This is a genomic window from Geothrix sp. (assembly GCF_020622065.1).
Classification (GTDB): domain Bacteria; phylum Acidobacteriota; class Holophagae; order Holophagales; family Holophagaceae; genus Geothrix.
Genome location: NZ_JAHRYQ010000001.1, coordinates 37,511 through 62,772, shown reverse-complemented (window position 1 = coordinate 62,772; position 25,262 = coordinate 37,511). Strand labels below are relative to the sequence as shown.

At 66.6% G+C, this 25,262-nt stretch carries 37 protein-coding genes; 10 read left to right on the top strand and 27 right to left on the bottom strand.

Annotated features, from left to right (window positions below; translation table 11 throughout):
* Positions 1 to 3: 3 nt before the first annotated feature.
* The 24 genes from rpmD to QZ647_RS15535 all read right to left on the bottom strand — a co-directional run bounded on the left by rpmD (position 4) and on the right by QZ647_RS15535 (position 12,560).
* Positions 4 to 201 carry a 50S ribosomal protein L30 gene (gene rpmD / locus QZ647_RS00320; protein ID WP_286354339.1) on the bottom strand — a complete coding sequence of 66 codons (198 nt, stop codon included), beginning with the start codon at positions 199 to 201 and terminating at the stop codon, positions 4 to 6.
* 1 nt (position 202) lies between these two features.
* Positions 203 to 727: a 30S ribosomal protein S5 gene (gene rpsE, locus QZ647_RS00315; RefSeq protein WP_286354340.1), complete on the bottom strand. Its 525-nt coding sequence runs from the start codon at positions 725 to 727 to the stop codon at positions 203 to 205.
* 9 nt (positions 728 to 736) lie between these two features.
* Entirely contained in the window at positions 737 to 1,099 is a 363-nt protein-coding gene (gene rplR, locus QZ647_RS00310; protein ID WP_286354341.1) for a 50S ribosomal protein L18, read from the bottom strand.
* 9 nt (positions 1,100 to 1,108) lie between these two features.
* Entirely contained in the window at positions 1,109 to 1,645 is a 537-nt protein-coding gene (rplF, locus tag QZ647_RS00305) for a 50S ribosomal protein L6 (RefSeq protein WP_286354342.1), read from the bottom strand.
* A 48-nt stretch (positions 1,646 to 1,693) separates the two neighbouring features.
* Positions 1,694 to 2,089, bottom strand: a complete 396-nt coding sequence (gene rpsH, locus QZ647_RS00300) for a 30S ribosomal protein S8 (protein ID WP_291270280.1) — start codon at positions 2,087 to 2,089, stop codon at positions 1,694 to 1,696.
* Positions 2,090 to 2,101: 12 nt separating this feature from the next.
* Complete coding sequence (locus tag QZ647_RS00295) at positions 2,102 to 2,287, bottom strand: type Z 30S ribosomal protein S14 (RefSeq protein WP_257305892.1); 186 nt, start codon at positions 2,285 to 2,287, stop codon at positions 2,102 to 2,104.
* Between the two features lie 17 nt (positions 2,288 to 2,304).
* On the bottom strand, positions 2,305 to 2,868 hold the full coding sequence (gene rplE, locus QZ647_RS00290) for a 50S ribosomal protein L5 (protein ID WP_286354344.1): 564 nt from the start codon (positions 2,866 to 2,868) through the stop codon (positions 2,305 to 2,307).
* Positions 2,869 to 3,056: 188 nt separating this feature from the next.
* Complete coding sequence (gene rplX / locus QZ647_RS00285) at positions 3,057 to 3,314, bottom strand: 50S ribosomal protein L24 (RefSeq protein ID WP_366526146.1); 258 nt, start codon at positions 3,312 to 3,314, stop codon at positions 3,057 to 3,059.
* A gap of 20 nt (positions 3,315 to 3,334) precedes the next feature.
* Positions 3,335 to 3,703, bottom strand: coding sequence for a 50S ribosomal protein L14 (rplN, locus tag QZ647_RS00280; RefSeq protein ID WP_026852746.1), 369 nt, complete (start codon positions 3,701 to 3,703; stop codon positions 3,335 to 3,337).
* A gap of 9 nt (positions 3,704 to 3,712) precedes the next feature.
* On the bottom strand, positions 3,713 to 3,970 hold the full coding sequence (rpsQ, locus tag QZ647_RS00275) for a 30S ribosomal protein S17 (RefSeq protein WP_286354346.1): 258 nt from the start codon (positions 3,968 to 3,970) through the stop codon (positions 3,713 to 3,715).
* An 8-nt stretch (positions 3,971 to 3,978) separates the two neighbouring features.
* Positions 3,979 to 4,179 (bottom strand): 50S ribosomal protein L29, encoded by a 201-nt coding sequence (gene rpmC / locus QZ647_RS00270; RefSeq protein WP_026852748.1) that lies wholly within the window; start codon positions 4,177 to 4,179, stop codon positions 3,979 to 3,981.
* 5 nt (positions 4,180 to 4,184) lie between these two features.
* Positions 4,185 to 4,604, bottom strand: coding sequence for a 50S ribosomal protein L16 (gene rplP / locus QZ647_RS00265; protein ID WP_285576787.1), 420 nt, complete (start codon positions 4,602 to 4,604; stop codon positions 4,185 to 4,187).
* 9 nt (positions 4,605 to 4,613) lie between these two features.
* Entirely contained in the window at positions 4,614 to 5,261 is a 648-nt protein-coding gene (gene rpsC, locus QZ647_RS00260) for a 30S ribosomal protein S3 (protein WP_286354347.1), read from the bottom strand.
* Between the two features lie 2 nt (positions 5,262 to 5,263).
* Complete coding sequence (gene rplV / locus QZ647_RS00255; protein ID WP_366526145.1) at positions 5,264 to 5,611, bottom strand: 50S ribosomal protein L22; 348 nt, start codon at positions 5,609 to 5,611, stop codon at positions 5,264 to 5,266.
* Between the two features lie 11 nt (positions 5,612 to 5,622).
* Complete coding sequence (rpsS, locus tag QZ647_RS00250) at positions 5,623 to 5,907, bottom strand: 30S ribosomal protein S19 (protein WP_257305905.1); 285 nt, start codon at positions 5,905 to 5,907, stop codon at positions 5,623 to 5,625.
* Positions 5,908 to 5,918: 11 nt separating this feature from the next.
* The gene (gene rplB / locus QZ647_RS00245) at positions 5,919 to 6,740 is read right to left on the bottom strand and encodes a 50S ribosomal protein L2 (RefSeq protein ID WP_285610116.1); all 822 of its coding nucleotides are present in this window, start codon (positions 6,738 to 6,740) and stop codon (positions 5,919 to 5,921) included.
* A 75-nt stretch (positions 6,741 to 6,815) separates the two neighbouring features.
* Complete coding sequence (locus QZ647_RS00240; RefSeq protein ID WP_243303174.1) at positions 6,816 to 7,091, bottom strand: 50S ribosomal protein L23; 276 nt, start codon at positions 7,089 to 7,091, stop codon at positions 6,816 to 6,818.
* Positions 7,088 to 7,723, bottom strand: a complete 636-nt coding sequence (rplD, locus tag QZ647_RS00235) for a 50S ribosomal protein L4 (RefSeq protein ID WP_286354349.1) — start codon at positions 7,721 to 7,723, stop codon at positions 7,088 to 7,090. Before rplD ends, QZ647_RS00240 begins: the two co-directional genes overlap by 4 nt.
* Position 7,724: 1 nt before the next feature.
* Positions 7,725 to 8,351: a 50S ribosomal protein L3 gene (rplC, locus tag QZ647_RS00230; protein ID WP_286354350.1), complete on the bottom strand. Its 627-nt coding sequence runs from the start codon at positions 8,349 to 8,351 to the stop codon at positions 7,725 to 7,727.
* A gap of 14 nt (positions 8,352 to 8,365) precedes the next feature.
* On the bottom strand, positions 8,366 to 8,692 hold the full coding sequence (gene rpsJ, locus QZ647_RS00225) for a 30S ribosomal protein S10 (RefSeq protein ID WP_043483643.1): 327 nt from the start codon (positions 8,690 to 8,692) through the stop codon (positions 8,366 to 8,368).
* 313 nt (positions 8,693 to 9,005) lie between these two features.
* Positions 9,006 to 11,114, bottom strand: coding sequence for an elongation factor G (gene fusA / locus QZ647_RS00220; RefSeq protein WP_291270278.1), 2,109 nt, complete (start codon positions 11,112 to 11,114; stop codon positions 9,006 to 9,008).
* 105 nt (positions 11,115 to 11,219) lie between these two features.
* Positions 11,220 to 11,690 (bottom strand): 30S ribosomal protein S7, encoded by a 471-nt coding sequence (gene rpsG, locus QZ647_RS00215; protein ID WP_243303170.1) that lies wholly within the window; start codon positions 11,688 to 11,690, stop codon positions 11,220 to 11,222.
* 12 nt (positions 11,691 to 11,702) lie between these two features.
* Positions 11,703 to 12,101 carry a 30S ribosomal protein S12 gene (gene rpsL, locus QZ647_RS00210; RefSeq protein ID WP_026852760.1) on the bottom strand — a complete coding sequence of 133 codons (399 nt, stop codon included), beginning with the start codon at positions 12,099 to 12,101 and terminating at the stop codon, positions 11,703 to 11,705.
* Positions 12,102 to 12,290: 189 nt separating this feature from the next.
* Entirely contained in the window at positions 12,291 to 12,560 is a 270-nt protein-coding gene (locus QZ647_RS15535; RefSeq protein ID WP_366526115.1) for an FmdB family zinc ribbon protein, read from the bottom strand.
* A gap of 56 nt (positions 12,561 to 12,616) precedes the next feature.
* Between QZ647_RS15535 and rfaE2 the strand changes: the two genes are divergently transcribed.
* Positions 12,617 to 13,117 carry a D-glycero-beta-D-manno-heptose 1-phosphate adenylyltransferase gene (rfaE2, locus tag QZ647_RS00205; protein ID WP_291270277.1) on the top strand — a complete coding sequence of 167 codons (501 nt, stop codon included), beginning with the start codon at positions 12,617 to 12,619 and terminating at the stop codon, positions 13,115 to 13,117.
* Between the two features lie 83 nt (positions 13,118 to 13,200).
* Positions 13,201 to 13,791 (top strand): hypothetical protein, encoded by a 591-nt coding sequence (locus QZ647_RS00200; RefSeq protein WP_291270276.1) that lies wholly within the window; start codon positions 13,201 to 13,203, stop codon positions 13,789 to 13,791.
* Positions 13,792 to 13,856: 65 nt separating this feature from the next.
* Here the strand turns inward: QZ647_RS00200 and QZ647_RS00195 are convergent, their stop codons facing one another.
* Positions 13,857 to 16,016 carry a glutamine synthetase III gene (locus QZ647_RS00195; protein ID WP_291270275.1) on the bottom strand — a complete coding sequence of 720 codons (2,160 nt, stop codon included), beginning with the start codon at positions 16,014 to 16,016 and terminating at the stop codon, positions 13,857 to 13,859.
* A 133-nt stretch (positions 16,017 to 16,149) separates the two neighbouring features.
* Here QZ647_RS00195 and QZ647_RS00190 point away from each other — a divergent pair, with 133 nt between their 5' ends.
* The 6 genes from QZ647_RS00190 (at position 16,150) to QZ647_RS00165 (ending at position 22,307) form a co-directional block, all read left to right on the top strand.
* Complete coding sequence (locus QZ647_RS00190; RefSeq protein ID WP_291270274.1) at positions 16,150 to 16,326, top strand: hypothetical protein; 177 nt, start codon at positions 16,150 to 16,152, stop codon at positions 16,324 to 16,326.
* 10 nt (positions 16,327 to 16,336) lie between these two features.
* On the top strand, positions 16,337 to 17,305 hold the full coding sequence (nadA, locus tag QZ647_RS00185) for a quinolinate synthase NadA (RefSeq protein WP_291270273.1): 969 nt from the start codon (positions 16,337 to 16,339) through the stop codon (positions 17,303 to 17,305).
* Positions 17,306 to 17,361: 56 nt separating this feature from the next.
* Positions 17,362 to 18,933, top strand: a complete 1,572-nt coding sequence (locus tag QZ647_RS00180) for a HAMP domain-containing sensor histidine kinase (RefSeq protein WP_291270272.1) — start codon at positions 17,362 to 17,364, stop codon at positions 18,931 to 18,933.
* 96 nt (positions 18,934 to 19,029) lie between these two features.
* Positions 19,030 to 19,743 carry a response regulator transcription factor gene (locus QZ647_RS00175; RefSeq protein ID WP_291270271.1) on the top strand — a complete coding sequence of 238 codons (714 nt, stop codon included), beginning with the start codon at positions 19,030 to 19,032 and terminating at the stop codon, positions 19,741 to 19,743.
* Positions 19,744 to 19,798: 55 nt separating this feature from the next.
* Positions 19,799 to 21,127 carry a class II 3-deoxy-7-phosphoheptulonate synthase gene (locus tag QZ647_RS00170; RefSeq protein WP_291270270.1) on the top strand — a complete coding sequence of 443 codons (1,329 nt, stop codon included), beginning with the start codon at positions 19,799 to 19,801 and terminating at the stop codon, positions 21,125 to 21,127.
* A 64-nt stretch (positions 21,128 to 21,191) separates the two neighbouring features.
* Positions 21,192 to 22,307, top strand: coding sequence for a serine hydrolase domain-containing protein (locus tag QZ647_RS00165; protein ID WP_291270269.1), 1,116 nt, complete (start codon positions 21,192 to 21,194; stop codon positions 22,305 to 22,307).
* Positions 22,308 to 22,321: 14 nt separating this feature from the next.
* Here QZ647_RS00165 and QZ647_RS00160 read toward each other — a convergent pair whose 3' ends face one another.
* Together QZ647_RS00160 and QZ647_RS00155 are read right to left on the bottom strand one after the other, a co-directional pair.
* On the bottom strand, positions 22,322 to 23,071 hold the full coding sequence (locus QZ647_RS00160; RefSeq protein ID WP_291270268.1) for a hypothetical protein: 750 nt from the start codon (positions 23,069 to 23,071) through the stop codon (positions 22,322 to 22,324).
* A 3-nt stretch (positions 23,072 to 23,074) separates the two neighbouring features.
* Positions 23,075 to 23,470, bottom strand: a complete 396-nt coding sequence (locus tag QZ647_RS00155; RefSeq protein ID WP_291270267.1) for a thioesterase family protein — start codon at positions 23,468 to 23,470, stop codon at positions 23,075 to 23,077.
* Positions 23,471 to 23,522: 52 nt separating this feature from the next.
* Between QZ647_RS00155 and QZ647_RS00150 the strand changes: the two genes are divergently transcribed.
* Both QZ647_RS00150 and QZ647_RS00145 read left to right on the top strand, forming a co-directional pair.
* A complete protein-coding gene (locus QZ647_RS00150; protein ID WP_291270266.1) occupies positions 23,523 to 23,891 on the top strand; it encodes a thiol-disulfide oxidoreductase DCC family protein in 369 nt (122 codons plus the stop codon).
* A 9-nt stretch (positions 23,892 to 23,900) separates the two neighbouring features.
* Positions 23,901 to 25,244 (top strand): CPBP family intramembrane glutamic endopeptidase, encoded by a 1,344-nt coding sequence (locus QZ647_RS00145; RefSeq protein ID WP_291270265.1) that lies wholly within the window; start codon positions 23,901 to 23,903, stop codon positions 25,242 to 25,244.
* Positions 25,245 to 25,262 lie beyond the last annotated feature (18 nt).

Here is a 25,262-nt window from a genome sequence, read left to right as displayed (position 1 = left end):
GATCTACCCCTTCACCTGAACGCCGATGAGATGGGGGACCAGCTTGACCATCCCATGGACATTGGGGGTGTATTCGCATTCGCGGGTATCGCCGGGCCGCTTCAGACCGAGGGTCTGCATGAAGGCACGGTGCTTGGGAGTGGTGCAGATGATGGAGCGCTTGAGGGTCAGCACCACCTGCTTGCCGATGAACTGCGACATGTTAAACCTCCGCCTGATCCAGGCCCCGATTGGTCAGGACCGTGTAGGGATCCATGAGGTCCTTCAGACCCTCGAATGTGGCGCGAACCACATTGTGGGGGTTGGAGGAGCCCAGGCTCTTCGTCATCACATTGTGGACGCCGGCCGCTTCCATGATGGCGCGCACCGCGGCGCCGGCGATGATGCCGGTGCCCTCGGGAGCCGGCTTCAGCAGCACGCTGCCGGAGCCGAAGATGCCCGTCACCGGGTGCGGCAGGCTGCCGTTCGGGGTGAGGGGAACCTTGATCATGTTGCGCTTGGCGCTCTCGATGCCCTTCTTGATGGCCGAAGGCACTTCGAGGGCCTTGCCGAGGCCGAAGCCGACCTTGCCGTTGCCGTCGCCGACGACCACCAGCGCGGAGAAGGAGAAGTTCTTGCCCCCCTTCACCACCTTGGTGACGCGGCCGACATAAATGACCTGGTCCTTGAATTCCCCGGATTCGGAGTTGCGGGTTTCCTTGTTGTCTTTGAGCTCTGCAGTCGCCATGGTCATCCCCTAGAACTGGAGCCCGGCTTCGCGGGCGCTGTCAGCCAGCGCCTTGACGCGGCCGTGGTAAACGTAGCCGTTCCGGTCGAACACCACCGAGGTGATGCCCTTCTCCTTGAGACGGGCGGCGATGCTGGCACCGACGGCCTTGGCGGCCTCGATGTTGGCGCCATTCTTCAGGGAACCGCGGAGGTCCTTCTCCAGGCTGCTGGCGGCAGCCAGGGTGATGCCCTGGGTGTCGTCCACCGCCTGCACATAGATCCGCTTCAGGCTCTTGTAGATGGTGAGGCGGGGCCGCTCGGGGGTCCCGCTCACGCGGCCGCGGATGCGGGCCTTGGTCTTGTCGCGTCGAATGTTGATGTCGTTCGCCATGGGTTCCCCTTACTTCCCGGTCTTGCCGGCCTTGCGGCGGATGACTTCGCCGGTGTACATGACGCCCTTGCCCTTGTAAGGCTCAGGCTTGCGGAACTTCCGGATGTCGGCGGCGACCTGGCCCACCAGCTGCCGGTCGATGCCGCTCACGACGATGTGCGTGGCCTTTTCGACGGCCATCTGGATGCCCGCAGGGGCCTCGTAGTTGATGGGGTGGCTGTAGCCCAGCTCCAGGCGGAGCTTGGCGCCGTCCATGGCGGCCTTGTAGCCCACGCCGACGATGTCCAGTTCCTTCTTCCAGCCCTCGGTGACGCCGGTGACGGCGTTGCCAAGAAGGGCACGGGTGAGGCCGTGGTAGGCCCGGTTCTGGGCCTCATCGTTGATGCGGGTGAGGGTGACGGAGTCGGCCTGGACATCGAGCGTGATCCCGGCGGGGATCGGGCAGCTGAGCTTGCCCTTGGCGCCCTCGACGACGGCCTCGGACCCGGTGACTGTGACCTTCACGCCCTTGGGCAGCGTCACGGGCTTCTTTCCGATTCGAGACATGGTTGATTCCTTAGATGAGGGCGGGGACTCCGCCCATTTCAGGATGGGTTACCAGATGTGGGCGAGGACTTCGCCGCCGACATTCTGCTTCTTGGCGTCCTTGCCCGTCAGGAGACCCTTCGGAGTGGACAGGATGGCAATGCCCAGGCCGCCGTGGACCTCGGGAATCTCCTGCGCGCCGGAGTAGATGCGGAGGCCGGGACGGGACACGCGGCGCAGGCCGTGGATCACATTCTCCTTATCCTTCACATACTTCAGGTTGACGATGAGGTAGACGCGGTTCTCGTGCTCCACCTGCTTGAAGGAGTGGATGTAGCCCTCCTGCTTCAAGATGCCGCAGAGACCGGCCTTGACCTTGGAGGCGGGCACCACCACGGCATCGTGACCGGCCATGATGCCGTTACGGATGCGGGTGAGGTAGTCAGCGATGGGATCGGTATGCATGGTCCCCTCTCCTTACCAGCTGGACTTCTGGACGCCCGGGAGCTCGCCGTTGAGGGCGAACTTGCGGAAGCACAGACGGCAGAGTTCAAACTTGCGCATGTAGCCCCGGGGACGGCCGCAGCACTTGCAACGATTGCGGTGCTGGGTCGAGAACTTCGGCTTGCGCGAATCCTTGACGATTTTGGAAATCTTGGCCATCGGTATGATCTCCTTGGCTATTTGCGGAAGGGCATACCGAGGTGGGCGAGCAGGGCCCGCGCTTCGGCGTCGTTGGCAGCGGTGGTCACGAAGGTGATGTTCATGCCCTTCATCTTGTCCACCCGCGAGTAGTCGATCTCCTGGAAGATCAGCTGATCCTTCAGGCCCAGCGTGTAATTGCCGCGGCCGTCGAAGGACTTGGTGGGCACGCCGCGGAAATCGCGGACGCGGGGAAGGGACAGGGTCACCAGGCGGTCGAAGAACTCCCACATGCGGGGACCGCGCAGGGTCACCATGCAGGCGATGGGCATGCCGGCGCGCAGCTTGAACTGGGCGACGCTCTTCTTGGCCTTGCGCACAATGGCCTTCTGGCCGGCGATGGCGGTCAGCTCGTCCACGGCCACATCCAGGACCTTGATGTTCTGGATGGCGTCGCCGACGCCCATGTTGATGACGATCTTCTGCAGGCGGGGCACCTGCATGGCGGAAGAGAAGGCGAACTCTTCCTTGAGCTTCGACACCACCTCCTGGTGGTAGCGAGCCTTGACGCGGGGCTCCGCGTGGCCTTGCGTGGCAGTCATGGATTCCTCCATTTCCGTGAGGCGGCTATGCCCCAGGGGTTCGGGAGAGCGAGGGGGCTTGGGACGGCGGTCCGGCCCGTTTCCCCCCAACCTCTAGTTGTCATGGCGCAGGATGCGCCGTGGATCTCCACCCCGCGCACGGGGCAGAACGACCATCCTCCCACGGAAGCGGGAGGATGGGAAGCGGCTTACTTGGAACGGTGGCGGGTGCCCTTGCCGGTTTTGGGGTCGAGGAGCATGACATTGGAGGCGTGGATGGGGGCCTCCTTCTCCACAATCCCGCCGCCCTCGCCCGTCTGGGCGTTCGGCTTGGTGGCCTTCTTGATCATGTTCAGACCGGCGACGACCACATGGTTGGTGGCGGGGCTGACCTTGGAAATGGTCCCGGTCTTGCCCTTCTCCTTGCCGGCGATGACGACGATCTGATCGCCCTTCTTGAGCTTCATCTTGGTGGTGGTGGCTTCCATTACAGCACCTCAGGGGCGAGGGAGACGATCTTCATGTACTTCCGCTCACGCAGTTCGCGGGCCACAGGGCCGAACACGCGGGTGCCGACGGGCTCGCCATCCTTCTTGATGATGACGGCGGCGTTCTCGTCGAAGCGGATGTAGGAGCCGTCCTTGCGGCGGTAGGCCTTGCGCTGGCGGACGATCACGGCCTGGACGACGGCCTTCTTCTTGACGGTGCCACCGGGGATCGCTTCCTTGACGGAGGCGGTGATGACATCGCCAAGCTGGGCGATCTTGCCCACACCACCGCCCAGGGGCAGGATGCAGCAGATCTTCTTGGCGCCGGAGTTGTCGGCGACGGTGAGCATGGTTCCCATCTGGATCATGTGAGCTCCTTACTCGCCGGCCTTCTGGAGGATCTCGAGGACCATCCAGCGCTTGCGCTTGGAAAGGGGGCGGGTCTCCACGATCTTGACCACATCGCCGATGGCGCAGGCGTTGGTCTCATCGTGGGCCATGAACTTGGCAGTCTGCTTGACCGTGCGGTGGTAGAGCGGGTGCTGGAACTTGCGCTCCACCTTCACCACCACCGTCTTGTCGGCCTTGTTGGAGACCACCACGCCGTTACGAATCATCTTGTTTTCGAGGCTCATGGGATCTCCTAGGCCAGCTTCGTGGCCAGGGCCGTCTTGACGCGGGCGAGTTCACGGCGAGTCTTGCGGATCTCGGCGGTGTTCTCGACCTGGCCCACGGCGTGCTGGAAGCGGAGGGTGAAGCGCTTGGCGGCCAGTTCGGCCTCCAGTTGCGCCAGCTCCTCGACGCTCTTGCCGGTCAAATCGGAAAAGGGGTTCTTCTTGGTCATGGCTCTCACTCCTCCGGCGGCGTGCGGCTGACGAACTCGGACGCCACGGACAGCTTCATCTGGGCCAGGCGCAGGGCCTCGCGTGCGATTTCCTCGGTCACGCCCTCCATCTCGAAGAGGATGCGTCCGGGGCGGATCACCGCCACCCAGCCGTCCGGAGCCCCCTTGCCGGAGCCCATGCGGGTTTCCGCGGGCTTCGAGGTGGTGGGACGATCGGGGAAGATGCGGATCCAGATCTTGCCGCCGCGCTTGATGTGGCGGGTCATGGCGATACGGGCAGCTTCGATCTCACGGTTGGTGAGCCAGCAATGCTCCATCGCCTTGAGGCCGAAATCGCCGAAAGCGAGATCGTTGCCACGGGTGGCGACGCCGCGGGTGCGGCCCTTCTGGGTTTTACGGTTCTTGACCTTCTTGGGCATCAGCATGGATTCACCTCAGCGCTTCACGGTCTCGGCAACCTGGTCGCCCAGATTCACCCAAACCTTGATGCCGATGATCCCGTAGGTCGTATGGGCCTCGGCAAAACCGTAGTCAACGCCCGCGCGGATGGTCTGCAGGGGCATCTGGCCGGAGAGGTAATCCTCGGTCCGGGCGATCTCCGCGCCATTCAGGCGGCCGGCGACCTTGATCTTGAAACCCTTGGCGCCGAAGCGGATCGCAGCCTCTTCCGCCTTGCGCATGGCGCGACGGAAGGCAATGCGGCGCTCGAGCTGCTGGGCGACGCCCTCGGCCACGAGCTGGGCATCCACTTCGGGCTTCTTGATCTCCTGGATGTCCACGGACACGGGACGGTTCAGGCGCTTCTGCAGGTCCTCGCGGAGCTTGTCGATCTCAGCACCCTTGCGGCCGATGACAATGCCGGGGCGGGCGGTGTAGATGCGAACGGTGACCTTGTCGGCCGCGCGCTCGATGTCGATCTTCGAAACCATCGCGTTGAGGCTGTGCAGCTGCTTCTTCAGTTCGCGGCGGAGCTTGATGTCCTCGTGGAGCAGCGTGGCGTAGTCGCGCTTGGAGAACCACTTGCTGTGCCAGTTCTTCTGGTAGATGAGGCGGAACCCGTACGGGTGGACCTTCTGACCCATGACTACTCCTCCCCGGCCGCGGACGCGAGCTGGATGGTGATATGGCAGGTGCGCTTCTGGACCCGGTAGGCGCGGCCCATGGGGGCGGGGCGGACGCGCTTCATGCGGAAGCCCTCGTCCACGAAGGCGGTCTTCACCAGAAGCTCGTCCGGGTTGACGGAGGGATTCTTGTCGATGGCGTTGGCCACGGCGGAATCGAGAAGCTTGCGGATGGGGGCGGCAGCGTACTTCTTGGCCTGCGCGAGCACCCACTGGGCCTCGCCGACATGCTTGCCGCGGATCAGGTCCACCACGAGGCGGGCCTTCTGGGCCGAGCCGCGCAGGTGGCGAACGGTGGCGGTGGAAACGATCTCAGCCATCGCTACTTCCCCTTCGCCTTGGAATCGGACTTGCCGGCGTGACCCTTGAAGGTGCGGGTCAGCGAAAATTCGCCGAGCTTGTGGCCGATCATGTTCTCAGTGACATACACGGGAATGAACTTGTTGCCGTTGTGCACGGCGAGGGTCAGTCCGATCATCTGCGGGACGACCGTCGACCGGCGGGACCAGGTCTTGATCACGCGCTTGTCGTTGGCCGCCTGGGCAACTTCCACCTTCTTCTGGAGGTGGGCGTCAATGAACGGGCCTTTTTTCAGGGATCGTGCCATTGTCGTGTCTCCTAGTTGATCCGCTTGACGATGAACTTGTCCGTGCGACGGTTGCCACGGGTCTTGTAGCCACGAGTCGGCTGGCCCCAGGGCGTCACGGGGTGACGGCCACCGGAGGTGCGGCCCTCGCCACCACCGTGCGGGTGGTCGACGGGGTTCATGACCACGCCGCGGACGGTCGGGCGGATGCCCTTCCAGCGGGTGCGGCCGGCCTTGCCGATCTGGATGTTCTCGTGCTGCAGGTTGCCGACGGTGCCGATGGTCGCGTAGCACTCGAGGTGGATCTTGCGGATCTCACCAGAGGGCATGCGGAGCTGGGCGTAGTCGTCTTCCTTGGCCACGAGCTGGGCGAATGTGCCGGCGGCGCGGGCGATCTGGCCGCCCTTGCCGGGCTTCATCTCGATGTTGTGAACGGTGTTGCCCACGGGAATGTTCCGCAGGGGAAGCGCGTTGCCCACCAGGATGTCGGCGTTCTTGCCGGCCACCACGGTGCGGCCCACTTCCAGGCCATCGGGGGCCAGGATGTAGCGCTTCTCGCCATCCGCATAGACCAGCAGGGCGATGCGGGCGGTGCGGTTGGGATCGTACTCGATGGTGGCCACCTTGGCGGGCACCTCGAGCTTGTTGCGCTTGAAGTCGATGATGCGGTACTGGCGCTTGTGGCCACCGCCGATGTGGCGAGTGGTGATCCGGCCGGTGTTGGAACGGCCGCCAGTGCGGTTCTTCTTGGCAATCAACGAACGCTCAGGCGTGTCCGTGGTGATTTCCTCGAAGCCGAACTTGGACATGCCGCGCTGACCGGGGGTCGTGGGCTTGAGCTGCTTGATGCTCATGGTTGTCCTCTTGCCTCAGGGTTGAAAGGGGCGGGCGATAGTGGGCAAAGCTTTTCCGTCCGCCATGAAGTCGCCTTATTCGGACGCGGGCGCGCCCTCGACGAGTTCGACATAGGCCTTCTTGCGGGGGCTGGAAGTCCCCACGAAACGGCCCAGACGCTTGGTCCGGCTGGGGATCCGCACGGTGCGGATGCCCTTCACCTTGGACTGGAGCAGGAGCTCCACGGCTTCCTTGATCTGGTGCTTGGTGGCCCAGGTGGCCACTTCGAACACCTGGATGTTCTTCTCCCGGAGGATCTGGCCCTTTTCAGTGAGAAGGGGCTTGCGGATCACATCGAAGATCTTGGTCATGGCTTCACCACTTCCTGGAGGGCCAGGACGGCTTCCTTGGAGAAGATCACCTGGTCGTACTTGAGGAGCTCATAGACATTGACGCCCAGGCTCTCGATCGTCTGCAGCTTGGGGTTGTTGCCGGCGGCCATGGAGAGCTTCTCGCTGGCCTCGGTGCCCACGAGGAGCGCCGAACCGGTCACGCCGAGCTTGCCGAGGGTCTGGATCAGGGACTTGGTCTTGTGGGATGTCACATCCCAGTTCTCGACCACCACGATCTGGCCGCTCGCCAACTTGGCGGACAGCGCGTTGCGCAGGGCGGCGCGACGGGCCTTCTTGGGGAAGGCGTAGTCATAGGAGCGGGGGTGCGGACCGTGGGTGGTGCCGCCGCCCTTCCACAGCGGGCTGCGGATGGAGCCCACGCGGGCGCGGCCGGTGCCCTTCTGCTTCCAGAGCTTCTTGCCGGAGCCGCTCACTTCCCACTTGTCCTTGGTCTTGGCGGTGCCGGCGCGGCGCTTGGCCAGGAAGTGGCGGACCGCTTCCCAGATCAGGTGCTGGTTCACATCCTCGAGCTTGAAGACTTCGGCCAACAACTCAACAGTGCCCGCGGGCTTGTTCTCGAGATTGACGACGGGGTGCTGGAACGCTGCCATCCTAGGCCTCCTGCTTGATGACGATGTACCCACCCTTGGGGCCGGGGACGGCGCCCTTGATGAGCAGCAGGTTGTTCTCGACATCCACCTTCGCGATCTCCAGGTTGCGGACGGTCACCTGGGCATCGCCCATGTGGCCGGCCATGCGCATCCCGGGGAACACGCGGCTGGGATAGCTGGACTGGCCGATGGAGCCAGGCGCGCGGTGGAACATGGAGCCGTGGGTCGCACGGCCACCGGCGAAGTGGTGCCGCTTGATGACGCCGGCGAAACCCTTGCCCTTGCTGATGCCGGTGACATTGACCTTGGTCTTCGCCTCGAAGGCGCTGGCCAGGACGCTGTCGCCGGGCTTGGCGGCGTCGGAGGCATCAACCTTGATCTCGCGGAGCACGCGGACCGGGGCGACGCCCAGCTTCTCGCAGTGGCCCTTCTCGGCCTTGGAGGCGCGCTTGCCGCCATTGGGGTCGACGAATCCGATCTGGACGGCCTCGTAGCCATCCTTCGCGGAGGTCTTGCGCTGCACGACCACGCAGGGGCCGGCCTGGATGACCGTCACGGGGACGATCTGGCCCTGCTCATTGAAGATCTGGGTCATCCCCAGCTTCTTTCCGATGATTCCTTTGGACATGTTTTCTCCCCCCTCTACCGGTTGCCCTGACGGCTGAAGACCTTGATCTCCACGTCGACGCCAGCGGGCAGGTCCAGGCGCATGAGAGTGTCCACGGTGTTCTGAGTCGGGTTCAGGATGTCGAGCAGCCGCTTGTGCGTGCGGATCTCGAACTGGTCCCGGCTCTTCTTGTCCACGTGGGGGGAACGGTTGACGGTGTACTTGTTCGTCCGGGTGGGGAGGGGAATCGGTCCCGCCACCTGGGCGCCCGTGCGCTTGGCGGTGTCCACGATCTCGCGGGTGCTCTGATCGAGCAGACGGTGGTCGAAGGCACGCAAACGGATGCGGATGTTGTCTTTCATGCTCACTCCATTGGGACGGCGACCGTCCATAGACGTGGGGCGCTGACCGCCCATGTAAATCCGTCCCAACGACAGGGACAGGGCTGATCAGCATAACAAAAGCCGCTGGAAATACAACGGCTATTTGAGAGAACGCACGACCTCCCGGGGGAGGAAGCGGTGGATCAAGAGGCCCGGCAACCTTGCGGTTCGATGGATGACCTCACCCCCGGAGGGGCTTAAACTATAGGTAAAACAAGAAATGACTGCTATTGCTTGCCACGGGGCCGGCTTCGCCGGGCCGTGTCGCGGGGGCTCGGACACCCCCGGGGTATTACTTGGAACCCTTCACCTTGGCCACGATTTCTTCGGCCACATTCCGGGGTGCTTCCTCATAGTGCGAGAACTGCATGGTGTAGTTGCCGCGGCCCTGGGTCATGCCGCGCAGGGTGGTGGAGTAGGCAAACATCTCGGCCAGGGGCACCTTGGCGGTGACCACCTTGACGCCAGCCCGGTCTTCCATGTTCTCGATGCGGCCACGGCGGCTGTTCAGGTTGCCGATGACATCGCCCATGTAGTCCTCGGGGACCACGACCTCGACGGCCATGATGGGCTCGAGGATCACCGGAGAGGCCTTCTCGCAACCATTCTTGAAGCCCATCGAGCCGGCGATCTTGAACGCCATTTCGTTGGAGTCCACATCGTGGTAGCTGCCGTCGTAGATGGTGATCTTGATGTCGACGCAGGGGTAGCCCGCGAGGACGCCGGACTGCATGGCCTCCTGGATGCCCTGGTCGATGGGCTTGATGTATTCCTTGGGAATCACGCCGCCCTTGATGTCGTTGATGAACTCGTAACCCTTGCCGGCCTCGTTGGGCTCGACATACATCTTCACATGACCGTACTGGCCGCGGCCGCCGGACTGACGGACGAACTTGCCCTCGGCATCCACGCGCTTCCGGATGGTCTCGCGGTAGGCCACCATGGGCTTGCCCACATTGGCTTCCACCTTGAACTCGCGCATCATGCGATCGACGATGATCTCAAGGTGCAGCTCGCCCATGCCGGCGATGATCGTCTGGTTGGTCTCGGGGTCGGACTTGACCTTGAAGGTGGGGTCCTCCTGGGCCAAGCGGCTCAGGGCCACGCCCATCTTCTCCTGGTCGGCCTTGGTCTTGGGCTCGATGGCCACCTGGATCACGGGATCCGGGAAGTCCATGGACTCGAGGATCACGGGGTGGTTCTCGTCGCAGATGGTCTGGCCGGTGAGCACTTCCTTGAGACCCACCGCGGCGGCGATGTCGCCGGTACGGACCTCTTCGATGTCCTCACGCTTGTTGGCATGCATCTGCAGCAGGCGGCCGATGCGCTCGCGGCGGCCCTTGGCGGCGTTGAAGACACCGGAGCCCGCGGCGAGGACGCCGGAATAGACGCGGATGAAGGCGAGCGAGCCCACGAAGGGATCGGCCATGATCTTGAAGATGAGGGCGGAGAACGGCTCCTTGTCCTCGGCCTTGCGCTCGACTTCCTTGCCCTCGGAATCGACGCCCTTGATGGCGGGGATGTCCAGGGGCGAAGGCATGTAGCTCACCACCGCGTCGAGCATGGGCTGCACGCCCTTGTTCTTGAAGGCGGAGCCGCACATCATCGGCGTGAAGGTCAGATCGATGCAGCCCTTGCGGATGCCGCTGCGGAGTTCGTCCTCGGTCAGCTCGACGCCGCCGAGATACTTGTCCATGAGCGAGTCGTCGGTCTCGGCGACCATCTCGACCATCTTCTCGCGCCACTCCTTGGCGGTGTCCACCAGCTCGGCGGGGATCTCGCTGTAGAGGACCTTGAAGCCCTTGTCGCCCTCGTCGAAGGTCAGGGCCTTCATCAACACCAGGTCGACCACGCCCTTGAAGTCCTCCTCGGCGCCGATGGGGATCTGGATCGGCATGGGACGGGCCTTCAGGCGGGTCTTCATCATCTCGACCACGCGGAAGAAATCCGCACCGGGACGGTCCATCTTGTTCACGAAGGCCATGCGGGGCACGCCGTACTTGTCGGCCTGGCGCCACACGGTCTCGGACTGGGGCTCGACGCCGCCCACCGCGCAAAACACGGCGCAGGCACCGTCCAGCACGCGAAGGGAACGCTCCACCTCGGCCGTGAAGTCCACATGGCCGGGGGTGTCGATGATGTTGATGCGATGCTCCACGCCCTTCAGCTGGCCCGTCTGGGGAGTCCAGGCGGCGGTGATGGCGGCGGAGGTGATGGTGATGCCCCGCTCCTGCTCCTGCACCATCCAGTCGGTGGTCGCCGCACCCTCATGCACCTCGCCGATCTTGTGGATCTTGCCGGTGTAGAAGAGGATGCGCTCCGTCGTGGTGGTCTTGCCGGCATCGATGTGCGCCATGATGCCGATGTTCCGGTAGCGCTCGAGGGGGGTCTGACGGGCCACAGCGGCCTCCTGAAAGGATCAATACGGAATCGGAGTCGGGGGTGCTTCAAAGACCTTCGCGGAAGGAGCCGCCGGAGGGGCGGCTCCTTCCGATCGGGTGGACTGCTACCAGCGGAAGTGGGCGAAGGCCTTGTTGGCTTCGGCCATCTTGTGGACATCGTCCTTCTTCTTGATCGCGGCGCCACGGAAGTTCATGGCGTCGAGGATCTCGCCGGCCAGCTTGTCGCGCATGGTGCGCTCGCCGCGGGAGGCGGAGTAGGTCTTGAGCCAGCGCATGGCCAGGGACTGGCGGCGGTTCTGGGGAACCTCCACGGGCACCTGGTAGGTGGCGCCGCCCACGCGGCGGGATTTGACTTCCACCGAGGGCTTGATGTTGTTCAGGGCCTTCTGGAAGGCCTCAAGGGCCTCCTCGCCGGACTTCTTGGCGACGATTTCCAGTGCTCCGTAGAGGATGCGCTCGGCGGTGGCCTTCTTGCCGCGCTCCATGAGGATGTTCACGAACTTGGAAACAGTGAGGCTGTTGTAGACGGGATCCGGCAGGATCTCACGCTTGGCGGGGGCGGAACGACGGGCCATGTTTTACCTCCCCTACTTCTTCTTGGCCGGCGCAGCGCCAGCCTTGGGGCGCTTGGCGCCGTACTTGGAACGGGACTGGTTGCGGCCAGCGACGCCGGTGGCGTCCAGGGTGCCGCGGACCACGTGATAGCGCACGCCCGGCAGATCCTTCACGCGGCCACCGCGGATGAGCACGATGCTGTGCTCCTGCAGGTTGTGGCCGACGCCCGGGATGTAGGTCGTGCATTCGATGCCGTTGGTGAGGCGCACGCGGGCCACCTTGCGGAGAGCCGAGTTCGGCTTCTTCGGCGTGGTGGTGAACACGCGGGTGCACACGCCGCGCTTCTGCGGGCAGGCGTCGAGCGCGGGGCTCTTGGTCTTGTTCTGGAAGGTCTTCCGCCCGAGGCGGATCAACTGATTGATGGTAGGCACACCATCCTCCAAGGAAGGCTCCGGGTTGTCCGGGCCTGGGCCCGAGAGGTTCACCGGGATGCTGGCTTCGGGGAACATCGGACGGATGAAATCTTGCGCCGACCCACGGGGCCGGAACCATCTAGGCTATCGGAACGGCCTGGAAAGTCAACGCATCAACGGAAAAACGAGGCCAGGATCACCGGGCCCTCACCCCGCGAGGGGACATCCGCACCCACCCGCCGCACAGCCATGGCCACTCTTGGGGGCCCCGGTTGCCGGAGCGGAGGGGGTCGGATCGGAGGCTGCGCCCTTGTACCAACCGCTCCCGGCCAGGGCGAAGGCGGATACGGATACCTGACGCTTCATCCCCGCCGCCGCGCCGCAGGCCGGGCACGCATGGGTCTCGGGTGCGGACAGGCTTTCCAGCTTCTCTTCAGGCTGGCCGCAAGCTTCACAACGGTATTCATAGAGGGGCATGGCAGACTTCTCCCGGGACTTCTCCCTGAACCGATCATTTTATCCCGATTTCTGAGATGCCGACATCGACCCGTTTCTTCCAGAGCCCTGAGGCCTTTCTCGCGGTCGTTCCGCGGCCAGGAACCCTCTGCTTCACCAACGGCTGCTTCGACCTGATCCATCCCGGCCATGTGCAATACCTCGCCGAGGCACGGGCCCTGGGCGACTTCCTGGTGGTGGGCCTCAACAGCGATGCCTCGGTGGCGCGACTCAAGGGCCCCAGCCGCCCCCTCCAGGACGAGGCGGCCCGCGCCGCCATCCTGCTGGGCCTCCGCAGCGTGGATGCGGTCGTCCGCTTCGACGAAGACACCCCGCTGGAGCTCATCCGCGCCCTCCAGCCCGATGTGCTGGTGAAGGGTGGCGACTACACACCTGACACCGTGGTGGGACGCGATGTTGTGGAGGCTCGAGGCGGGAAGCTGGTCCTCCTGCCCTTCCTCCCCGGCCACAGCACCTCGCGCATCGAGCAGCGGATCCGCAGCGGGCGTGGTGTCACGCTGGAGCAGCGGCCCGGGTAGTCCCTTCGGATGACGCCGCGATGACGAATCCTCGCTAGGCTGGGATCGGCCTCGTTCTGGGGCCCGCATTTGTCGGAGGTTTCATGCGTCACCGCGTTGCCCTCACCCTCGCCCTTCTGGGCCTGCCTCTCGCCGCCCAGGACATCAATGGTGGCCTGCAGACCGGCCTCTCCCTGCCCGTCGGGGACCTGAAGGATAAGTCCGGCCTGGGCACCAACCAGTTCTTCGGTGCCCATGTGGGCGGTCATCTCGACTTCAATCTCACTTCGCACCACCAGATCCGCGGCCAGCTGACCTACCACAGCCTCCCGGGCTCCGGCTGGGGCGGCTTCGTGGACAACCAGAACGACTACAAAGTGCTGCAGGTCGGCGCTGACTGGGTCTACAACTTCCAGAGCCCCAATCAGGGCTGGTACACCATCGCCGGTGCTTCCATCAACAGCATCAAGGATGACTGGGAATTCACCAACGGAGCCGGCTTCCGCGTCAGCGGCAGCGCCAGTCAGAGCGGCAAGCTCGGCATTCGCGGAGGTGGCGGCTACACCTTCAACCGGAACTTCTCCCTCGAAGGCACCCTCAACCAGGTTTTCGTGGACAAGAACGGCAGCGACGGTTTCGGCTTCGATACCGCCACCTGGGCCCAGGTGAGCGCCGTGTTCCGCTTCGGACGCTAGGCTTTCTTCCACTCATAGAAACGGGCCGCCCATGCGGCCCGTTTCTATGAGTGACGGAACAACGCCTAGAGGAGCGGGGACAGGAGCTGCCAGTACTTCGGCAGGGGCCAGAGGTCGGCGTCGCAGGCCTCCTCCAGGTGGTCCAGCACCTCGCGGAGGGCATGCTTGGCCTCGTTGACCTTCTTTCCGAAGGCTTCGGTGCGGGCGTGGTTGTCCTCGATGGCCTCGGCGGCGACCAAGGCGGCCTTCATGGCCGTGAGCCGGGCCTGGGCCTCACCCGCCAGCGTCGCCTGGGCCTGGAGGGCGGCCTTCAGCGTCTCGGGCACGGTGATGCCGGCCGCGGCCAGGCGGCCCAGGCTCTTGGCGCGGGCGCCGAGATCCGCCGTGATGGAGGGCAGGATCTGGGTCTCCGCCATTTCGCGCAGAACCTGGGTCTCGATGGCGATGGCCTTCTGGTACTGCTCGTGACGGATGTGGACGCGTGACTCCAGCTCGCCCTCGGAGAGGATGCCGGGCTTGGAGAACACCGCTTTGGAGGCGGGGTTCTCCCAGATGTGGAGGGCGGCCACGGTGTCCTTGGCATGGGGCAAGCCGCGACGCTCGGCCTCGACCTTCCATTCCTCCGCATAGCCGTTGCCTTCGAAGCGGATGGCCTTGGTCTCGATGATGGCCTGGCGCACCACCGTCAGCACGGCGGCCCGGTGGTCCTTGCCGGCCTTGATCTCGGCGTCCAGCTTGCCGTTCAGGTCGTCCAGGGCCTCGGCCACGGCGGCATTGATCACCGTCAGGGACAGCGCGATGGGCTGGCTGGAGCCCACGGCGCGGAACTCGAACTTGTTGCCCGTGAACGCGAAGGGGCTGGTGCGGTTGCGATCCGTGGCGTCCTTCTCGATGCGCGGCAGGTTGCCGATGCCCAGGTCGAGGATGCGCTGGGTGGAGGCATCCGCCGCATCGCCCTTCTCGATGGCGTTCAGGATATGGCTGAGCTGGGCGCCGAGGAAGGCCGACATGATGGCCGGCGGCGCCTCGTTGGCACCCAGGCGGTGGTCGTTGCCGGCGCTGGCGATGGCGGCGCGCAGGAGGCCGCCGTGGGTGTGGATGGCCTTCAGCGTGGCGCTCAGGAAGTAGAGGAACTGCAGGTTTTCCTCGGGGGTCTTCCCGGGCTCCAGCAAGTTGTGGCCCTCATCGGTGGCGAGGCTCCAGTTCACATGCTTGCCGCTGCCGTTGACGCCGGCGAAGGGCTTCTCGTGCAGGAGGATGGCCAGGCCGTGCCGCTCGCCCACGGACTTCAGGAGCTCCATCAGCAGCTGATTGTGGTCGCTGGCGATGTTGGCGGCCTCGTAGATGGGCGCGATCTCGAACTGGTTGGGGGCGACCTCGTTGTGTCGGGTCTTGGCGGGGATGCCGAGCTTGAAGCACTCCAGCTCCACCTCCTGCATGAAGCCCAGCACGCGCTCCTTGATGCTGCCGAAGTAGTGGTCCTCCAGCTCCTGGCCCTTGGGCGGCTTGGCGCCCTGCAGGGTGCGGTTGGCGAACATGAGGTCGGGCCGCTGCTGGGCCAGGTCCAGATCCACCGCAAAGTACTCCTGCTCGGGACCGCACTGGGCGATGACCGCCTCGGCCTTGACGCCGAAGTGGGCGAGGCCCTCGACGGCGCGACGGGACACCACCTCCATGGAGCGCAGCAGCGGCACTTTGTGGTCCAGCGCCTCCCCGTGGTACCCGACGAAGGCCGTGGGGATGCAGAGCGTCTTGCCCAGGGGCCCTTCCATCAGGAAGGCCGGGCTGGCGGGGTCCCAGGCGGTGTAGCCGCGGGCTTCGAAGGTGGCGCGCAGGCCGCCGCTGGGGAACGAACTGGCATCCGGCTCGCCCTGGATGAGCTGGCTGCCGCTGAAGCGCTCGATGACCTGGCCCGGCTCGTCCCAGGTGATGAAGGCGTCGTGCTTCTCGGCGGTGGCGCCGGTCATGGGGAGGAACCAGTGGGTGAAGTGCGTGCACCCCTGTTCCAGGGCCCACTCCTTCATGGCGAGGGCGACGCTCTTGGCCACCTCCGGCGACAGGGCCTCACCTCGCTTCAGCGCCTGGCGGTAGGCTTTGTAGACATCCTTCTGGAGCCGCTCGCGCATGGTGCGCTCACTGAAGGTGTTGCAGCCGAAATACTGGCTGATCTTGACCTGATCCAGCCGTGAGATGCTGGATGTCTCCGACGCCTGCGCCTTGGCCATGTGTCCCCCCCTTGGACGATGAGGCATGAATCCAAATAAACCTGGACCGATGTCCATCCCCGGGGGGCGGTCATCGGATTCCCACATCCACCTGGACCCTGCGATCCAAGCCCAGGATAGCCCAAACCCGCTTGTGGCGACAGGCTTTCCTGTCCAGGAACGGGCCCTGGCCCTCCTGGGGGCCCTCCGGCACCGCCAGGCGGGGACAGCCCGGGCCGCCGCCCTGGCCTGGGAACGGGCGGCCTTCACCGAGGTGTTCGACCACCCGGAGCCCGGTCAGCGGATCCGCCGGTTCCTTGAGAAGGCCTAGAATGGAAGGCATGGACCTGACCGCCCCCTATGTCCCCGACCTCGAAAGCATCCCCGCGGGGATCGATCTGCCCGCCGAGATCCGGCGGCTGAAGGCCGAGCGCCGGGCCGTGCTCCTGGCCCACTACTACCAGGAGCCCGAGATCCAGGACCTGGCCGACTTCGTGGGCGACAGCCTCCAGCTCAGCCAGCAGGCCGCCAAGGCCGACGCCGAGGTCATCGCCTTCTGTGGCGTCCACTTCATGGCCGAGACCGCCAAGATCCTCAACCCCACCAAGACCGTGGTGATCCCCGACATGGATGCCGGCTGCAGCCTGGCGGACCGCTGCCCGGCGGACCACTTCGCCGAGTGGCTGAAGCAGTACCCGGGCCACGATGTGGTGAGCTACATCAACTGCTCGGCCGGCGTGAAGGCCCTCAGCACCGTCATCTGCACCAGCAGCAACGCTGTGCGCGTGGTGGAGAGCCTGCCGAAGGATCGCAAGATCGTCTTCGCCCCGGACCGCCACCTGGGCAAGTGGGTCATGAAGCAGACGGGCCGCGACATGGCCCTGTTCCCGGGCTTCTGCATCGTGCACGAGCAGTTCACGGCCAAGCGCCTGGCGGCCCTCAAAGCCCAGCACCCCGAGGCCAAGCTCATCGCCCACCCCGAGTGCGACGCCACGGTCAGCCAGCTGGCGGATTTTGTGGGTAGCACGGCGGCCCTGCTCAACTTCGTGGCCAAGGACAGCGCCCGGGCCTTCATCGTGGCCACGGAGGCCGGCATCCTCCACCAGATGCGCCAGCGGCGCCCCGACGCAGAATTGATCCCCGCCCCGGCGGACAGCGGCTGCAACTGCAGCCTCTGCCCCTACATGAAGCTCAACAGCCTTGAGAAGCTCTACCTCTGCCTGCGCGACCTCAAGCCCGAGATCCGCCTGGACGAGGCCGTGCGGGTGAAGGCCCTGAAGCCCCTGGAGCGGATGCTGGCCCTCGGCTGATCGCCGGACGGGCCCGCGGCCGTTAAGCTGGCAGGAATCCTTCCTGTCGAGCCCCCATGCACCACCACCGCACCTCCCGCTACCGCGCCCTCCACCCCAGCCTGGGGCCCTCCCGTTGGCAGCGCCTCCAGCAGCGCAGCGGCATCGCCCTGCTCGTCCTGGCGGGGCTGGTCCTGGGGGCCCTGCTGATCGCCGTGCCCCGGTACTACCGCCTGGACCAGGTCGACAAGGGCCGCCAAGCCTACATGGAGGCCCACTGGGTGGATTTCGAGGCCGTTGAACGCCACTGGAAGAGCCTGCCGGTGCTCCAGAGCATCCGGACGGGCGACGAACCGGATGTACGGCAGTTCCTGGCGGACCAGCCCCTGGTCGTGGCCCTCCTGGATCGCTTCGAGGAGCGCAACCTCTGGATCCGCGATGGGCAGCGGCTCGCCCGCCCCAAGGATCCCGCCCTGGTGCAGCAGTACCTCGGCTGGATGGCCCACGCGGAAACGGCGCAGCGCTTCGAGTGGAATCCCCCCCGCGAGCAGGATCCGGACTTCGGGAAGGTGGCCACGGTGATCCTGCTCTCGGACCGCTGGCTCGTCATCAAGCGCTGGCGGCCCGGGTCGCCGGAAGTGGAGCGGGAACTCGGCATCGCCCTGGCGCCCCACCAAACCCTGCGCATGGGTCTGGCCCGGGAAAGCGACCTCGAGCGGGGCGACTTGAAGCTCCAGCCCTGGGGCGCGGAGCCCAACCTCCAGGTCGATCCCCAGCGCATCGCCACCCTGCCCCTGGGCACCGCCACCAAGACCAACGCCTTCGGCGACGGCTGGAACCTGGGGGGCGTCGGCTTCGATGCCGAGCAGAAGGCCTTCCGGAAGAAGCTGAAGCAGCAGTACTGGATGATCTCGGGGATCTCCGCCCTGGTGGGCGTGGCCATCCTCCTGGGGCTCTGGCTGCGCCACCGCACCCGGCGCAAGGCCGTGCTGGATGCGGACCGCCTCGCTTCCATGACCCACAGCCTCAAGACGCCCCTCGCCATCCTCAAGTTCCGCTGCGACTCGCTGCGTCTGGGCCGGCTCAGCCCGGACCGCGCCGACGAGGAGCTGCTGAAGATCGGCGAAGAAGTGGACCACCTCACCACCATCATCGAAACCGGCCTGCGGGTGATCCGGGGCGGGGGGGCCTCCGGCCCCCCGGGGCAGGCCACCCCCGCCTGGTTCGAGGAGGTCGTCGATGACCTGCGGCCCGGGTTCGAGATGGAGGGGCGCCTCCTCGACCTTCGGCTGGCGGAGGCCACCGGCCGGGCCCCCCTCCCCTCCCTGCGCTCGGCGGTGCTCACCCTGGTGGAGAACGCCCTGGGCCATGGCAAGGGCCGCGTCACCCTGGAGACCTGGCGAGCCCGGCGCCGCTTCTGCATCCGCGTAACCGACGAGGGCGAAGGCCTGGAACCCCATCAGCTGAAGGCCCTCGGCAAGCCCTTCCAGCGCCTCCGCACCCAGGGCAGAGAGGGCTTTCTGCGGGAAGGCCAGGGGTTGGGCCTGAGCCTGCTGGTCCAGGTGGCCGAACAGGAAGGTTGGGGCCTCACCTTCTCCTCGGGGCCGGGCGAGGGGTTCTCGGCCCTCCTGGAGATCCGGGCCAGCTGAAGGCCTTTCGAGGATTGGGAATTTTATTGGACTTGAAACTTGTATTCCCAAGAAAAGGGCGCGATCTTGATCCCAACGATCCTTGAGCGAGACGCCGTGACCCACATCCTCGTGGTGGAGGACGAGCCCTCCCTCTGCCAGCTCCTCGTCAACAACCTGGGCTTCGAAGGCTATTCCGTCGAGGCGGTGGGCGATGGTCTGCCCGCTCTCGCGGCCCACGCAGCGCACCGGGCCGACCTCATCGTGCTGGACCTGATGCTGCCCCAGCTCGATGGCTTTGAGGTCCTCCGGATCCTGCGGGAGGGCAAGGATGAGGTGCCGGTCCTCATGCTCACGGCCCGGGGAGAGGAGACGGACCGGGTGCAAGGTCTGAGCCTGGGGGCCGACGACTACCTGGTGAAGCCCTTCTCGGTGCTCGAGCTCATGGCTCGCGTGAAGGCCATCCTCCGCCGGACCCGCCCACTGGATCGCCCCCCCCTGCTGCGGTCGGGGCCCTTCCGCTTCGACCTGCCGCGCCTGGACGCCCGGCGGGACGGGAAGCCGCTGGAGCTCACTCCCCGGGAATTCCGCCTGCTGGAGATCCTCATCACCCACGCCGGCCGGACCCACAGCCGCAAGGAGCTGCTGCAGCTGGCCTGGGAGCGGGACGCCCGGCCCAGCGCCCGCACCGTGGATGTCCACATCGCCAACCTGCGGCGCAAGCTGGGTGAGGAGCAGGGCGCCCCTTGGATCGCCACCGTGGGCGGCGAGGGATACCGCTGGGTCACTCCGGTAGCCACGGACCCGGGCGAAGGTTTGCCCGGCAAGTAGGAAGGCCGGGCCCAGGCAGGGCGCAGGTAGACTGGTCCCTCGCCACCGAGGCCCGATGACCCCCTGGAACCCCCATAGCTGGCAGCGCTTCCCCGCGATGCAGCAGCCGACCTACACCGATCCTTCGGAGCTCGAAGGCGTGCTCGCGCGCCTTCGCCGCATGCCCCCCCTCGTGGTACCCCAGGAGGTGGATCGGCTCCGCGGCCTTCTGGCCGAAGCCGCGGCGGGCCGGCGCTTCCTGCTCCAGGGCGGCGACTGCGCCGAGCAGTTCAAGGACTGCCTCCCCGAGGCCATCGAAGGCAAGCTGCGGGTGCTCCTCCAGATGTCCGTCGCCCTCACCCATGGCGGACGGAAACCCGTGGTGCGGGTGGGCCGCATCGCCGGCCAGTTCGCCAAGCCCCGCAGCAAGCCCACCGAGCTGGTGCGCGGCCGCGAGCTGCCCAGCTACCGGGGCGACCTCATCAACGGCCTGGAGGCCGACGAGGCCACCCGGCGGCCCGACCCGGGCCGCATGCTCGAGGCCTATTTCCACGCCTCCGCCACGCTGAACCATCTGCGGGCCCTCACGGCGGGGGGCTTTGCGGACCTGCACCACCCCGAGCGCTGGGAGCTGCCGGGCGGCACCGGGGAGGTGCCTGCCTACCGCCGCACCCTCGACCAGGTGCGCGAGTCCCTCGATTTCTTGGAGGCCCTGGGCGGCGTGCAGCGGGAGGTGCTGGAGCGCATCGACTTCTTCACCAGCCACGAGGCCCTGCTGCTGCCCTATGAAGAGGCCCTCACCCGCTGGATCGGGGAAACCTCCGCCTACTACAACCTCGGCGCCCACACGCTCTGGGTGGGTGAGCGCACCCGCCAGCTGGACGGCGCACACCTGGAATACCTACGGGGCATCCGCAACCCCATCGGCGTGAAAGTGGGACCCAGCGCCACGCCGGACCATCTGGTGGCGTTGCTGGACCACCTGGACCCTCAGCGGGAACCCGGTCGCATCACGCTCATTTCGCGCTTCGGCGCGACGAAGATCCAGGCGGCCCTCCCCCCCCTGCTGAAGGCGGTCCAGGGTACGGACCGCCCCGTGCTCTGGAGCTGCGATCCCATGCACGGCAACGGCGCCGAGAGCGCCACGGGATTGAAGACGAGGGACTTCGGCGCCATTCTCTCGGAGCTTCGTCAGGCCTTCGAGATCCACCGGACCGCCGGCTCGCACCTGGGCGGGGTCCACATCGAGCTCACGGGCGAGGCCGTCACCGAGTGCACCGGCGGCAGCGAGGGGCTGTCCGAAGCCGACCTCGCCAAGGCCTACGAAACGGGCTGCGATCCCCGCCTCAACGGCACGCAGAGCCTCGAGATGGCCTTCCTCATCGCCGCGATGATGCGGGGCTGATCCAGGTCGATGCGCCTCAACCCCCGAAGCGCCCGCAGGGTCCAACGGTCATCCTGGAGCCTCCATGCGGCACGCCCTGATCAGTCTTTGCCTCTTGGCATTCGCCGCTTGCGGCGGTGGCGGAGCCACCGCTCCGACCCTGGCCCCCGCCTCGGCGGGGGATCCTTGGGGAGCCGTCACCGCAGCCATTCAGGCCGCCCAATCCCAATTTCCCGCCGGACTCTGCGTGGAGGTCGCGACTCCTTCGGGCGTCGTGTACTCCCGCAGCTTCGGCGGGTTCACCAACCAGGACTCGGTGCTGGTCGCCTCCGGTTCCAAGTGGGTCAGCAGCACCGTCATCCTGCGCCTAGTGAATGCCGGCGCCTTCGCCCATGGCCTTGACACCCAAGCCAAGGAGCTCCTGGTCGACGCCAACGGGAAGCCCTGGACTGGAAACATGGGCGACATCACCCTGCGGCAACTGCTCAGCTTCACCTCCGGCATCAGTGGGGACGACGCGGCTTCCGACAGCCTGTTCATCACTCTCGACGAGGCCGTGAGGCAGATCTATGCCGATTTCGCCGCCACCGCCTCCCGGCCGGGCAGCTATTTCTACTACGGCAGCACTCACCTGCGCATCGCCGCGCGCATGGCCGAAGTCGCCACTGGCAAATCCTGGTCGCAACTCTTCGCCGAGCAGCTCCACGACCCCATGGGCTGGGCGGGGACCAGCATCTACAGCAACAACGGCCCCAACCCGAATCCGGCGGGCGGGCTGAAGTGCACGGGCCTGGAATACATGCGGTTCCTGATGATGCAACTGCGCCATGGGATGGACGGAACGCAGCTCTTCCTTCCCTCGCCGCTGATCGTGGCCCAGCGCACCGACGGGTACGGCCCCGCCACCACGCTGGCCTACAGTCCCTTCCAGGAGGCGGCGGGATGGACCTACCACTACGCCCTCGGCAACTGGCTGGAGACCAGCGATGGCACCGGCACTGGCACCGTCGTCCGCTACTCCAGCACCGGCACCTTCGGTTGGGGCCCCTGGGTGGCTGCGGACGGGAAGTACGGCGCAATCATCATGACCAAGCAGGCTCAGGGGCTCATCCTCCCCACCGAGCACCTCAAGGCCCAGCTGGACCCGCTCATCCGCACAGCCCTGGCGCAGAATCCACCTGTGATCCGCGCCGTGCCCTGACCATCTTGCCTCGACTACTGGACCGTCGGGTGGAGGCCGTCGGGTCCGCAGTGAAGAACCAGCACCTCATGGGCGACCGTGATCTGGATGGGGCTTCCCGCCATCAGGTTCGGCAGCGGCTTCAGCCGAGGCAGGGGGAGCAGCAGGGCTTCGCCGGCATGCAGCGCGGGCAGTTCCAGGTTCTCCCAGGCCTTCAGCGGGGCGCTGCGGCGGAGCCCTTCGGCCTTCACCTCCAGGCTTCCCCCGGGCCATTCGTCCGACATCCAGGCCCCCAGGACCGCGCTCCCCGCCTCCTCCAGGGCCAGACAGAATCCGGCGATCCCGCCTCCGGCCAGGCCCACGGCCGCCAGGCCCGGCTGGGGCGGGCCCGACAGTTCCGCGCCCGGTCCCTTCACGCCGAAGCGGTCGAGACCCAGGCCGTCGAATCGGCGCAGGGCCGAGGGCCGGGGCAGGCAGGGCAGCAGGTCCGCTGATTCCGGAAGCGGCGCCAGGGTTTCGGGCAGCGTGCCGCGGCGCTCCCATTTCTCGGCGTAGGCCAGAGTCTGGCGCACCCGGGTCAGGGCGCGCGGCCCCCCCTCCAGCAGGCGGCGGAGGAACGAGGGGACGAGCGCCTCCGCCAGGCGTTCGGGATCGGTCTCGCCCAGCTTGCGCAGGCGGATGGCCTCGATGCGGTTCAGATCCGCCAGGCGGCCCGAGGCCAGCCGCGCCACGAGGGCCCGGCGTTCGACGGGCCCCTCGGCCCAGGCGGCGGTGCCAAGCAGCATCGGTCAATCCTGGGCTGCGAGCCACTCGCGGGTGGCGGGCGCCAGGGGCTTGGGGCGGTGGGTGGCGAAGTCCAGCATCACCTGAACGGTCTTCCCTTCGGCGAACAGCTCGCCATCCAGCCCCTTGGTGAGGCGGTAGCTCAACTCGAAGGAGCTGTTTCCCACCTTGGTGCAATGCAGCTCCACCCGGACATCGTCGCCCAGCAGGATGGGCATGCGGTAGTCCACCTCGGCCCGGGCGATGAGGAAGCCCTCGTCCTGGAACTTGCGCCCCCCCAGGAAGGTGCGCCACCACTGGAACCGCGCCTGCTCCATGAAGCTCACCACCACGGCATTGTTCACATGCCCCATGGCGTCCAGGTCACTGAACCGCACCTCGATGGGATGGGAAAAGGGCATGGGACCTCCAGTTCCTCCAACATAGCCGGATCCCGTGGCATCATGCGTCCCGATGCCCGCCCCCCTGCTCCTCGCCTACGATCCCGCCTGCACCCTCTGCTGCCGCATGGCCCTGTGGCTGGCCCGGCGGGACCAGCGGGGAACCCTGCTGGTGGTTTCGCTGAGGGACCCCGAGCTGCGGACCCTGGGACCCGAACTGGCCGGGCGCCCCCTGGAACGGGAGATTCACGGCCTCGACCTGGGCACGCGGCAGGTCTGGGCCGGGGCCGACCTGCTCCGCCCCATCGCCCAGCGCCTGCCAGGCTGGCGCTGGATCGCCCCGGTGTTCGCCCTCCCCGGCCTGCCCCGGCTGCTGAACCGGATCTACCTGCGCTGGGCCGCCTGGCGCTTCCGCCGAACGGGAAGACCGCCCTTCGCGTAGCCTTTTCCCATGACCTTCGACCGCACCCCCTGGGATCCCGACCGCCGCTGGGCCGATCCCCTGATCGCCCTCCTGGCCCTCCTCGCCGTGCTGGCGGTGGGATTCACGCTGCGGGCGCGGGCGGGCGCCCTGCGCCGGCCCGCGGAACGGGCCAGCCTCCAGGGCCGGATGCTGGAGGCGGTTCTGGCGGGCCCCCACCTGGTGACCGGCGCCAAGATCGCCCCCAAGGCCTGGACCCAAGCCGAGCACCAGCTCAAGGAGCCCTGGGACCGGGCTCTGCTCGCGGTGCTCATGGCCGAGCTGGGCGAGGCGGACCAGTTGGACCAGGCCCGCCGGCTGGCCGACGCCCCCACCGGCGAAGCGGCCAAACCCTTTCATCGGGCCTTTGCCGCCGCCTACGGGAACGGTCCCCTGCCGGACCGGGCCAGCCGCGAGGGGATCCGGCACCGCCTGGGAAGCGGCCATGCGGCCGCACTGCTGGAAGCGAGGCTGCTGGATCGGGAAGCACCCGGCACGGGCGCCGCCCTGCGGGCCGAGGCCCGCGGCGCCCTGCTGGTCCGGTTGGGGGCGTTGGGAGCCCTGGGGCTGGTGGTCTTTCTCCTCGGGGCCGGGGGGCTGGCCATGGGGCTCTACCTGTGGGCCCTGCGCAAACAGCCGCCGAAGCGGCCCCTGCCCGCCTGGGGGCTCTCCGACCGCGCCGCGATCCTGGTCCTGCTGGTCTGGTTCCTGGCCTTCTTCGTGGCAGGCAACCTAGCGGCCCTCCTGCTCCTGCCCTGGCCCAGCCTGCGCTGGGCGGCCGTGCCCCTGGGAACCCTCCTCCACGCCGGGGTCGGTGTGCGCCTCCTCTGCGCGGCCGAGGGCCTCTCCTTCCGCGAGCTGTGGCAGCGCGTGGCGCCGGGCCCCGTCCTGAAGAACCTGGCCTGGGCCGCGGCCTTCCTGGCCCTGGCCGTGGCCATGGTGCTGGCGGTGACGCTTCTCTCGGCCTCGATCCTGAAGCCGGACCAGAACCCTCAGCGGGACCTTCAGGAGCTGCTGCGGGGGCTTTCGGGCTGGGGCCCCACCCTGGCCATGTTCGCGGTGGTGGCCGGGCTGGCGCCCCTCTTCGAGGAGCTTCTCTTCCGGGGCTTCCTCCTGCCCGTGCTGGCCCGCCGGGGACGCGTCGGCCTGGCCCTGCTGGTCTCCGCCCTGGTGTTCGGGGCCATCCACCTCCAGCCCGCCGGCCTACCCACCCTCGCCACCCTGGGTCTCGTGCTGGGCCTCGCCCTGCGCCATACGGGCAGCCTCTGGCCGCCCATCCTCGTCCACGCCTGCTGGAACGGGGGAATCTTCCTGCTGATGCGTGCCCTGGCCTAGAACCCGAATCCAGCCCGT

Bases quoted from the DNA above. Each gene is read 5' to 3' on its own strand.
- rpmD (WP_286354339.1), bottom strand. From the start codon at position 201: ATGTCGCAGTTCATCGGCAAGCAGGTGGTGCTGACCCTCAAGCGCTCC.
- rpsE (WP_286354340.1), bottom strand. From the start codon at position 727: ATGGCGACTGCAGAGCTCAAAGACAACAAGGAAACCCGCAACTCCGAA.
- rplR (WP_286354341.1), bottom strand. From the start codon at position 1,099: ATGGCGAACGACATCAACATTCGACGCGACAAGACCAAGGCCCGCATC.
- rplF (WP_286354342.1), bottom strand. From the start codon at position 1,645: ATGTCTCGAATCGGAAAGAAGCCCGTGACGCTGCCCAAGGGCGTGAAG.
- rpsH (WP_291270280.1), bottom strand. From the start codon at position 2,089: ATGCATACCGATCCCATCGCTGACTACCTCACCCGCATCCGTAACGGC.
- QZ647_RS00295 (WP_257305892.1), bottom strand. From the start codon at position 2,287: ATGGCCAAGATTTCCAAAATCGTCAAGGATTCGCGCAAGCCGAAGTTC.
- rplE (WP_286354344.1), bottom strand. From the start codon at position 2,868: ATGACTGCCACGCAAGGCCACGCGGAGCCCCGCGTCAAGGCTCGCTAC.
- rplX (WP_366526146.1), bottom strand. From the start codon at position 3,314: ATGAAGCTCAAGAAGGGCGATCAGATCGTCGTCATCGCCGGCAAGGAG.
- rplN (WP_026852746.1), bottom strand. From the start codon at position 3,703: ATGATCCAGATGGGAACCATGCTCACCGTCGCCGACAACTCCGGCGCC.
- rpsQ (WP_286354346.1), bottom strand. From the start codon at position 3,970: ATGAGCCTCGAAAACAAGATGATTCGTAACGGCGTGGTGGTCTCCAAC.
- rpmC (WP_026852748.1), bottom strand. From the start codon at position 4,179: ATGACCAAGAAGAACCCCTTTTCCGATTTGACCGGCAAGAGCGTCGAG.
- rplP (WP_285576787.1), bottom strand. From the start codon at position 4,604: ATGCTGATGCCCAAGAAGGTCAAGAACCGTAAAACCCAGAAGGGCCGC.
- rpsC (WP_286354347.1), bottom strand. From the start codon at position 5,261: ATGGGTCAGAAGGTCCACCCGTACGGGTTCCGCCTCATCTACCAGAAG.
- rpsS (WP_257305905.1), bottom strand. From the start codon at position 5,907: ATGGCACGATCCCTGAAAAAAGGCCCGTTCATTGACGCCCACCTCCAG.
- rplB (WP_285610116.1), bottom strand. From the start codon at position 6,740: ATGAGCATCAAGCAGCTCAAGCCCACGACCCCCGGTCAGCGCGGCATG.
- QZ647_RS00240 (WP_243303174.1), bottom strand. From the start codon at position 7,091: ATGACCAAGATCTTCGATGTGATCCGCAAGCCCCTTCTCACTGAAAAG.
- rplD (WP_286354349.1), bottom strand. From the start codon at position 7,723: ATGGCAGCGTTCCAGCACCCCGTCGTCAATCTCGAGAACAAGCCCGCG.
- rplC (WP_286354350.1), bottom strand. From the start codon at position 8,351: ATGTCCAAAGGAATCATCGGAAAGAAGCTGGGGATGACCCAGATCTTC.
- rpsJ (WP_043483643.1), bottom strand. From the start codon at position 8,692: ATGAAAGACAACATCCGCATCCGTTTGCGTGCCTTCGACCACCGTCTG.
- rpsG (WP_243303170.1), bottom strand. From the start codon at position 11,690: ATGGCCCGTCGTTCCGCCCCCGCCAAGCGTGAGATCCTGCCGGATCCC.
- QZ647_RS15535 (WP_366526115.1), bottom strand. From the start codon at position 12,560: ATGCCCCTCTATGAATACCGTTGTGAAGCTTGCGGCCAGCCTGAAGAG.
- rfaE2 (WP_291270277.1), top strand. From the start codon at position 12,617: ATGCCGACATCGACCCGTTTCTTCCAGAGCCCTGAGGCCTTTCTCGCG.
- QZ647_RS00200 (WP_291270276.1), top strand. From the start codon at position 13,201: ATGCGTCACCGCGTTGCCCTCACCCTCGCCCTTCTGGGCCTGCCTCTC.
- QZ647_RS00195 (WP_291270275.1), bottom strand. From the start codon at position 16,016: ATGGCCAAGGCGCAGGCGTCGGAGACATCCAGCATCTCACGGCTGGAT.
- nadA (WP_291270273.1), top strand. From the start codon at position 16,337: ATGGACCTGACCGCCCCCTATGTCCCCGACCTCGAAAGCATCCCCGCG.
- QZ647_RS00180 (WP_291270272.1), top strand. From the start codon at position 17,362: ATGCACCACCACCGCACCTCCCGCTACCGCGCCCTCCACCCCAGCCTG.
- QZ647_RS00170 (WP_291270270.1), top strand. From the start codon at position 19,799: ATGACCCCCTGGAACCCCCATAGCTGGCAGCGCTTCCCCGCGATGCAG.
- QZ647_RS00165 (WP_291270269.1), top strand. From the start codon at position 21,192: ATGCGGCACGCCCTGATCAGTCTTTGCCTCTTGGCATTCGCCGCTTGC.
- QZ647_RS00160 (WP_291270268.1), bottom strand. From the start codon at position 23,071: ATGCTGCTTGGCACCGCCGCCTGGGCCGAGGGGCCCGTCGAACGCCGG.
- QZ647_RS00155 (WP_291270267.1), bottom strand. From the start codon at position 23,470: ATGCCCTTTTCCCATCCCATCGAGGTGCGGTTCAGTGACCTGGACGCC.
- QZ647_RS00150 (WP_291270266.1), top strand. From the start codon at position 23,523: ATGCCCGCCCCCCTGCTCCTCGCCTACGATCCCGCCTGCACCCTCTGC.
- QZ647_RS00145 (WP_291270265.1), top strand. From the start codon at position 23,901: ATGACCTTCGACCGCACCCCCTGGGATCCCGACCGCCGCTGGGCCGAT.